At 71.8% G+C, this 9,165-nt stretch carries 6 protein-coding genes; 5 read left to right on the forward strand and 1 reads right to left on the reverse strand.

From position 1 onward, the window contains the following. A partial coding sequence (locus ABZ749_RS21415) for a glutamine amidotransferase (protein ID WP_357230255.1) occupies positions 1-524 on the forward strand: 524 nt, incomplete at its 5' end. Beyond that, the gene (locus ABZ749_RS21420) at positions 521-1,207 is read left to right on the forward strand and encodes a VTT domain-containing protein (protein WP_357230257.1); all 687 of its coding nucleotides are present in this window, start codon (positions 521-523) and stop codon (positions 1,205-1,207) included. The genes ABZ749_RS21415 and ABZ749_RS21420, both read left to right, overlap by 4 nt. Before the next feature lie 263 nt (positions 1,208-1,470). On the opposite strand, the gene leuS is transcribed toward ABZ749_RS21420, so the two are convergent. Beyond that, entirely contained in the window at positions 1,471-4,311 is a 2,841-nt protein-coding gene (leuS, locus tag ABZ749_RS21425; protein ID WP_357230259.1) for a leucine--tRNA ligase, read from the reverse strand. A gap of 402 nt (positions 4,312-4,713) precedes the next feature. On the opposite strand from leuS, the gene ABZ749_RS21430 reads away from it, so the two are divergent. The 3 genes from ABZ749_RS21430 to ABZ749_RS21440 all read left to right on the forward strand — a co-directional run. Then, positions 4,714-5,769, forward strand: a complete 1,056-nt coding sequence (locus ABZ749_RS21430) for a MoxR family ATPase (protein WP_355007681.1) — start codon at positions 4,714-4,716, stop codon at positions 5,767-5,769. Position 5,770: 1 nt separating this feature from the next. After that, positions 5,771-7,069 (forward strand): DUF58 domain-containing protein, encoded by a 1,299-nt coding sequence (locus ABZ749_RS21435; RefSeq protein ID WP_357206159.1) that lies wholly within the window; start codon positions 5,771-5,773, stop codon positions 7,067-7,069. A 16-nt stretch (positions 7,070-7,085) separates the two neighbouring features. Beyond that, positions 7,086-9,165: DUF3488 and transglutaminase-like domain-containing protein (locus ABZ749_RS21440; protein WP_357230261.1), on the forward strand; the 2,080-nt coding region annotated here is incomplete at its 3' end.

The following is a 9,165-nucleotide window of genomic DNA, read 5'->3' on the forward strand; positions in this document are numbered from 1 at the left end:
CGCAGGCGCTCGGCGCCCAGCGGCTGCTGGCCGACGGCGGCCTGCACCGCGCCGTCGCGCAGGGCTCGGTGGTGTTCGGCGTCTGCGCCGGCTACCAGCTGCTCGGCACCTCGTTCTTCGCCAAGGGTGTGCAGTGCCGCGGGCTGGAGCTGCTCGACCTGCACTCCGACCGGGGCGAGAGCCGGGCGGTGGGCGAGCTGGCCGGTGAGATCGACCCCCGGCTGGGCCTGCCCCCGCTGACCGGTTTCGAGAACCACGGCGGCCGCACCCACCTCGGTCCGGAGGTCTCCCCGCTGGCCCGGGTCACCGCCGGAGTAGGCAACGACAGCGCCACCGAGGGCGCGTGGCGCGGCAAGCTGCTGGGCACCTACTCGCACGGGCCGGCGTTGGCTCGCAACCCGGCCCTGGCCGACCTGCTGCTGCGCTGGGCCACCGGGGCACACCAGCTCCCGCCGTTGGACGACACCTGGTCGGACCGGCTCCGCAACGAGCGCCGCTCCGCAGTGGCCGCCGCTCGGGCATGATCCGTGCCGTCCGGCGGCTGCTCCGGCAGCCGTCGGCCGCCCGGTTCGCCCTGCTCGTGCTGCTGATCGGCGGGTGCGGGTTACTGCTGCTGCTGGTGCCCCGGCCGGATCCGGCGCAGTTGCCGCTGGTCGCCGACCGGCTGGGTGACCTCGCCCCGGTGGCGGCGATCCTCGGTGGTGCGCTACTGCTCGTCGCGCTGGTGCCCCGCACCTTCATCACGCTCGCCGCAGGTGCGATCTTCGGTCCGCTGGAAGGCGCCGCGTACGCCCTGGGCGCCGCGCTGGTGGCGGCGGCGATCGGGTTCACTGTCGGCCGGTTGCTCGGTCGGGAGTTCGTGGCCGAACGCGTCCGCGGTCGACTGGCCCGCCTCGACGGCTGGTTCGCCCGGCAGAGCGTGCTCGGTGTGGTGACCGTCCGGCTGCTGCCGATCGCCGGGTTCGGCCTGGTCAGCTACGGCTACGGCACGACCGGCGCCCGAGTGCTGCCGTTCCTGGCCGGCAGCGTGATCGCGTCCGCGCCGACCGCCTTCGGGTACGCGGCGATCGGCGCTGCGGTCAGCTCCCCCGGCCACGTCAACTGGTACGCCGCCGCCCCGGCCAGCCTCGGCCTGATCGCCAGCCTGGTGCTCATCCACCAGTGGTGGCGCGCCGAGCGCCGCCGCCGTCGCACCACACCGGTCTGACCCGACTTCTGCCCTGTCGCCATGCCAGCGAGCTGGCGGGACGCGATTCGGGGCAGTCGCCTGACGCAGGCGCCCGGGGAGCGGTGGGCCGCGCTCACCCCGGCTGGGCGGCACCGGTTCGCGCCGGGCGTCAGACGGACGGCGGACGAGTCGGAGCGTGATGACTCAGAGACATATTGATGCCTCTGAGTCATCACGCTCGTTCCAGTGTTCGCTTCGGCGGACGTCACGGTACGTGCCGCTCACGACACGGGGCACCGTTGTCAGGCGACGACCGAGACCATCCGGCCCTTGACCACGATGACCTTGCGCGGCTCCCTACCGTTCAGGGTCGTCGCCACCGCGTCCAGGGCCGCCGCGCGGACGCTCTCCTCGGAGGCGTCGGCGGGGACCTCGACGCGGCCGCGGACCTTGCCGTTGACCTGCACCGGGTAGGTAACCGTGTCGGCCACCAGCAGCGCCGGATCGGCGGTCGGGAAGTCCGCGTACGTCAGCGAGGTGTCGTGGCCCAGCTTGCGCCACAGCTCCTCGGCCAGGTGCGGGGCGAACGGCGCGACCATCAGCACCAGCGGCTCGGCCACCTCGCGGGGCGTGGCCGACAGGCCGGTCAGCCCGTTGGTCAGCTGGATCAGCTTGGCGATCGCGGTGTTGAACCGGATGCCGTCCATGTCACCACGGACCCCGTCGATCACGGTGTGCAGCAGCCGGCGGGTCGCCTCGTCGGCCGGGTCCTCGGTGATCCGCAGCGCGCCGGTCTGCTCGTCGACGACGGCCCGCCACACCCGCTGCAGGAACCGGTACGACCCGACCACCGCCCGGGTCTCCCAGGGGCGGGAGACCTCCAGCGGGCCCATCGACATCTCGTACACCCGGAAGGTGTCCGCGCCGTACGCGGCGCACATGTCGTCGGGGGTCACCACGTTCTTCAGGGACTTGCCCATCTTGCCGTACTCGCGGTTGACCACCAGGTCTTCCAGGTAGTACGCGCCGTCGCGCTCGACCACGTCCTCGGCCTGCACGTAGCTGCCGCGCGAGTCGGTGTACGCGTACGCCTGGATCATGCCCTGGTTGAACAGCTTGCGGAACGGCTCGAACGACGACACGTGCCCCAGGTCGAACAGCACCTTGTGCCAGAACCGCGCGTACAGCAGGTGCAGCACGGCGTGCTCGGCGCCACCCACGTACAGGTCGGTGCCGCCGCAGTCGCCGTCGCCGCGCGGGCCCATCCAGTACCGCTCGTTCTCCGCGTCGACGAACCGCTCGCTGTTGGTCGGGTCCAGGTAGCGCAGCTCGTACCAGCAGGAGCCGGCCCACTGCGGCATCACGTTGGTTTCCCGGGTGTAGCGCTTCGGCCCGTCACCCAGGTCCAGTTCGACCTCGACCCAGTCGCGCCGCCGCGACAGCGGGGTCTCCGGGTTGCTGCCGGCGTCGTCGGCGTCGAACGTCTTCGGGGAGAAGTCGTCAACCTCCGGCAGCTCGACCGGCAGCATCTCCTCCGGCAGAGCGATGGCCGCGCCGGTCTCGTCGTAGACGATCGGGAACGGTTCGCCCCAGTAACGCTGCCGGGAGAACAGCCAGTCGCGCAGCCGGTAGGTCACCGCGCCGGTGCCGTGCCCGTTCGCCTCCAGCCAGGCGATGATCGCCGCCTTGGCGTCGGCGACCCCCAGGCCGTTCAGGTCCAGGCCGCGCTCGGGCGCGGCGCTGTTGATCGCCGGGCCGTCCCCGGTGTACGCCTTGCCGTCGAAGCCCTCCGCCGGCTGCACGGTACGCACGATGGGCAGCTCGAAGACCTCGGCGAACGCCCAGTCCCGCTCGTCCTGCGCCGGCACCGCCATGATCGCGCCGGTGCCGTAGCCGGCCAGCACGTAGTCGGCGATGAAGATCGGGATCTGCCCACCGGTGACCGGGTTGGTGGCGTACGCGCCGATGAAGACGCCAGTCTTTTCCTTGGTGTCGGACTGCCGCTCGACGTCGGTCTTGGCGGCCGCCGCCTTGCGGTACGCCTCGACGGCCTCCCGAGGGCTGGCGTGCCCACCGGTCCAGGCGTCCCTCGTCCCGTCCGGCCAGCTGGCCGGGGCCAGCGTGTCGACCAGCTCGTGCTCGGGCGCCAGCACCATGTAGGTGGCCCCGAAGACGGTGTCCGGACGGGTCGTGAACACCCGCACCGGTGCCGCGCTGGTCGGGAAGTCGACGTGCGCGCCCTGGGAGCGGCCGATCCAGTTGCGCTGCATCAGCTTGATCGGCTCGGGCCAGTCCAGGCTGTCCAGGTCGTCCAGCAGCCGGTCACCGTAGGCGGTGATCCGCATCATCCACTGCTTCAGGTTGCGCTTGAAGACCGGGAAGTTGCCCCGCTCGGAACGGCCGTCGGCGGTGACCTCCTCGTTGGCCAGCACGGTGCCCAGCCCCGGGCACCAGTTCACCGGCGCCTGCGAGACGTACGCCAGGCGGTGGTCGTCGACGACCTGGCGGCGCTCGGCGACGCTCAGCTCGGCCCAGGCGCGGCCGTCCGGGGTGGGCCGGTTACCGCCCTCGAACTCGGCGATCAGCTCGGCGATCGGACGGGCCCGGCCAGCGTCGCGGTCGTACCAGGAGTTGAAGATCTGCAGGAAGATCCACTGGGTCCAGCGGTAGAAGTCGGTGTCGATGGTGGCCACCGAGCGGCGCTCGTCGTGCGCCAGCCCCAGCCGGCGCAGCTGCGCCTTGTACCGCTCGATGTTCGCGACGGTGGTGGTCCGGGGGTGGGTGCCGGTCTGCACCGCGTACTGCTCGGCGGGCAGGCCGAACGCGTCGAAGCCCATCGCGTGCAGCACGTTGCGGCCGGCCATCCGCTGGTAGCGGGCGTAACAGTCGGTGCCGATGTAGCCCAACGGGTGGCCGACGTGCAGGCCCGCCCCGGAGGGGTACGGGAACATGTCCAGCACGTACAGCTTCTCCGCGCCGGCACGTGGGTGGGTCGGGTCGGCCAGCGGGCCGGTCGGGTTCGGTGCGTGGAAGGTGCCCTCGCGCGCCCAGGTGTCCTGCCAACGTATCTCGATCTCGTCGGCCAGGGCCGCGGTGTACCGGAACGGGGGGATGTCGCCCGCCGGTGCGGCTGCCTCACTCATCGTCTCTCCTCGCTTCGCTTCGCTTCGTCTCGGCACCACCGGGCCGGGCCGGCGGAGGGCACAAAAAAGCCCCTCGCGCAGGAGGGGCCGCCGTGCTGTCGCTGGGTTCAGCGCATCAGCACGGCCCGGTAAGAAGCAGGAAGACTCCGGCCATGCCCGCAGTGTACCTCTTCCACGGTGCGCCCTGCCGGCCCCCGGGCGGTGTCGAACCCGTTCCCCCGAGCTGGCGAATATCGGTGCGTAACCGACGGACTACCTGCGGGGGTCGGCGATAACGACAAACATGGTTAGCCTGAGAGACTAGTGAGATTCCTGCGGCAAACGAGGCTCGACGTCGCGAACCCAACGGCGGGTCCAGGTGCTCTCTACAGAGCTGCCGTGACGGCGACGAGGAGGAGGCCCGTGACACAACAGACCTGGGACGAGGTGGGCGGCCTGTTGCCGCACGACGAGTTCCGAGCCGCCAGCGAGGCCATCGTGGCCAACATCGAGCAGGTCATCGAGGGTAAGACCGCCACAGTGCGGCTCGCCCTTGCCGTCCTGCTCGCCGAGGGTCACCTCCTGATCGAAGACGTCCCGGGTGTCGGCAAGACCAAGCTTGCCAAGGCCCTCGCGCGGTCCATCGACTGCACGGTGCGACGGATCCAGTTCACCCCCGACCTCCTGCCCAGCGACGTCACCGGGGTCAGCGTCTACAACCAGGAGACGCACGACTTCGAGTTCCGCCCCGGTGCCGTGTTCGCCAACCTGGTGGTCGGCGACGAGATCAACCGGGCCTCGCCGAAGACCCAGTCGGCGTTGCTGGAGTGCATGGAGGAGCGGCAGGTCACCGTCGACGGGGTGACGTACCAGCTCCAGACCCCGTTCATGGTGATCGCCACCCAGAACCCGATCGAGATGGAGGGGACCTATCCGCTGCCGGAGGCGCAGCGCGACCGGTTCACCGCCCGCATCGCGATGGGTTACCCGGACTCCAACGCCGAGCTGGCCATGCTCGACGGGCACGGCGGCACCGACCCGCTGCACGAGCTGCGCGCGGTCTCCGACGCGGCCATCGTCCGACAGCTGATCGCCACCGTCCGACAGGTGCACGTGGCGGACGCGGTCAAGCAGTACGCGATCGACCTGGTCACCGCCACCCGCGAGGCCCCCGACCTCCGGCTCGGCGCGTCCCCCCGGGCGACCCTGCAACTGTTGCGCACCGCCCGGGCGGTCGCCGCCCTGGAGGGCCGCGACTACGTTCTCCCCGACGATCTGCAGGCCCTGGCGGTGCCGGTGCTGGCCCACCGGATCATCCCGACCGCCGACGCGCAGCTCGCCCGGCGCACCACCGACGCGATCGTCTCCGAGCTGGTGCACCGCCTGCCGCTGCCACACGACAGGCAGCGCAATCCGTACGACACCCGGCCCCCCGCCACCGGCAACGGTCGCGCACCCTACGAGCCGCGGAGGCCATGACGTGCGTGCCGGGCTACGCGGGCTGACCACCCGCGGGCGGTCCTTCCTTGCCGCTGCGGTCGCGGCGGCGATCTCAGCCGGCATCCTCGGCGAGAAGGACCTGCTCCGGGTGGCTGTGCTGTTGGCCATCCTGCCGTTGCTGGCCGCCGCCTACGTCGGGCGGAGCCGCTACAAGCTGGCCTGCAACCGTTCGCTGGACCCGCACCGGGTTCCGGTCGGCGCCAACTCCCGGGTGGTGCTGCGCCTACAGAACCTCTCCCGGCTGCCGACCGGCACCCTGCTCCTGGAGGACCGGCTGCCCTACGCGCTGGGCAGCCGGCCCCGGGTGGTGTTGGAGCGGCTCGGCGCACACCAGGCCAGCTCGGTGGCGTACACGGTGCGGGCCGACGTGCGGGGCCGCTACGACGTGGGCCCGCTGGTCGTCCGGATGACCGACCCGTTCGGCCTCTGTGAACTCACCCGCTCCTTCCCCAGCACCGACCACCTGACGGTCATCCCGCAGGTCACCCCGCTGCCGTCGGTCCGGCTTCCCGGGGAGTACGCGGGCAGCGGCGACAGCCGGGCCCGCTCGGTGGCGGTGCACGGCGAGGACGACGCGGCGACCCGGGAGTACCGGCGCGGCGACGACCTGCGCCGGGTGCACTGGAAGTCCACCGCCCGCACCGGTGAGCTGATGGTGCGCCGCGAGGAGCAACCGTGGGAGAGCCGGGCCACCGTCGTCCTGGACACCCGGGCGTACGGCCACCGGGGCGAGGGGCCGACCGCCAGTTTCGAGTGGTCGGTCTCGGCCGCCGCGAGCATCGCCGTCCACCTGCGGCAGGCCGGTTACAAGTTGCGCCTGGTCACCGGCTCGGGGGCAGATGTGGACGCCTCGGAGGCAGGCGGGGACGGCACGCTGCTCGATCACCTCGCGGAGGTCCGACTGGACCAGCGTGCCGAGGTCACCGGCCTCGTGCAGCGGGTCCGCCAACGCGCCGACGGCGGTCTGATCATCGGCCTGTTCGGCACGGTGAGCGTCGCCGAGGCGGAGGTGCTGGCCGGGCTGCGGGGCAACGGCGCCACCTGTGTCGGCTTCCTCCTGAACAGCTCCACCTGGCTCAGCCTGCCGGAGAAGGCGCGGAACGAGGCGGAGCACGCCCACGCCGCCGCCGTCCTCGCCATGTTGCAGAGTGGCTGGCGGGTGGTCGGCGTCGACCACGGCGGCCGGCTGCCGGCGCTGTGGCCGCAGGTCGGTCGGGGCGCCCAGGGGTTCGCCCTGCGGGCCGCGCTGGCCGAGACGGTCGCCGGCGGTGTGCGATGAACGGAAGGCTCCCCTCATGATCAGCAGTCGGAACATCGGCATGGTGGCGGCCGCTGCCACGCTGCTGGCCGCCGCGCCGCTGTCGGCCATCTTCCAGGGCTGGACATGGTTGATCGAATCCATCATCGCGGTCGCCGTGGTGGCCGGGGTGGCCGCGCTGACCCGCCTCGCCCGGGCACCGCTGTGGGGTCAGGTGCTGGGCATGCTGGCCGGGCTGATGCTCGCCCTGACCTGGCTGTTCCCCAGCGGCCAGGAGCTGTTCGCGATCCTGCCCACGCCGGGCACGTTGGCGTACTTCGGCGACCTGCTCGCCGGCTCCATGCAGGACATGCGCTCGTACGGGGTCGAGGTCCCGGACACCGACCCGTTGCTGTTCATCGCCGTGCTCGGCGTCGGCGGGGTCGCCGTGCTGGTGGACGTGCTGGCCGTGGGGCTGCGCCGGCCCGCACTGGCGGGGCTGCCGATGCTCGCCATCTACTCGGTGCCGGTCGCCGTCTACGTGGACAGCGTCCCCGCGGTGCCGTTCGTGGTGGGCGCCGCCGGTTACCTCTGGCTGCTGGTCACCGACAACGTCGACCGGGTGCGCCGCTTCGGGCGGCGGTTCACCGGTGATGGCCGCGACGTCGACGTGTGGGAGGCCTCTCCGCTGGCGTCCGCCGGCCGCCGGCTCGCGGCGGTCGGGGTGGCCCTGGCGGTGGTGCTGCCGCTGGCGGTGCCCGGAATGACCGGCGGGCTGCTCGACTCGCTCAGCCGAGGGCCGGGCAACGGCACCGGCAACGGGTCCGGCTCGGGCGGCACGTCGGGTCGGATCGACCTGTTCGCCTCGCTCGCCGGTCAGCTCAACCAGTCCCAGGTAGCCGACCTGGTGAAGGTCAAGACGTCCGAGCAGAACCCGTTCTACCTGCGCTACGCGGTCGCCGACGAGCTACGACCCGCTGGTTTCCAGGCGCGCAACCCCAGCGGCCGGTCGGTCAACCGGGACCTGCCGAACCCGGCCGACCGGGCCGGTCCCGGCGTGAAGCAGACCACCTACCAGGCGACCGTCGAGGTCACCAAGAGCCTGAGCATGGCGCTGATGCCGGTGTACGCCGAACCGACCCGCGCCGACGACCTCAGCGACAACTGGCTCTACGACGCCAACCAGCAGGTCGTCTTCTCCAACCGGGAGAACTCCCGCGGTCGGAAGTACTCCTTCGACTACGTCCGCTCGACCTTCACGCCCGAGGCGTTGCGGGCCGCGCGATCACTGCCGACCGAGCACCCCGTACGCCGACAGATGACCGCCACCCCCGGGCCGGTGCCCGAGGTGGAGGAGCTGGTCAAGGGGCTGATCCAGGGCAAGCGCACGGACTACGACCGGGTGCTGTCGATCTACCAGCACTTCTCGGCGGACAACGGTTTCAGCTACCGGTTGAGCACCGAGAGCGGCAGCAGCGGTCAGGACATCGTCAACTTCCTGACCAACAAGGTGGGCTACTGCCAGCAGTACGCCGCCGCGATGGCCTGGCTGGTCCGCTCGGCCGGCATTCCGGCCCGGGTGGCGTTCGGGTTCACCAACGGCAGCAAGCGCGACGGTGACACCTTCACGCTGACGAACCTCAACCTGCACGCCTGGACCGAGGTCTACTTCGACGGGGCCGGTTGGGTGCCGTTCGACGCCACCCCGGCGTACGGTGTGCCCGGCTCCACCCGGTCGGCCTGGGCACCGGACACTGACGCGCCGGAGGCGACCAGCCCGAGCTCCGGCGCCACGAGCGCCCCGACGGACCCGGGCACATCGACGGAGTCGACCGGCCCGGACAACGCCGACCGGGACACCGACGACGGGCTCTCTCTCGGCGGGACGACGCCGAACGAGCAGCCACCGGTCTGGCCCTGGTGGGCAGCGGGACTGGTGGCGCTGCTGGTGCTGCTCGCGGTGCCCGCGCTGCGCCGGATGGCCCTGCGCCGCCGACGCAGTGGCCGCGCGGCGAGCGGGGCGATGGCCTCCGCCAGGGTCGACGGCGACAGCGAGCCGGGGGCACGTCCGGTGGTGGTCAGCGCGGACGCCAACCGGGCCCGCGCGGACGCGCACGCCGCCTGGGCGGAGCTGCTCG

The organism is Micromonospora sp. NPDC047753, from assembly GCF_040642735.1.
In the GTDB taxonomy this organism is placed as follows: domain Bacteria; phylum Actinomycetota; class Actinomycetes; order Mycobacteriales; family Micromonosporaceae; genus Micromonospora.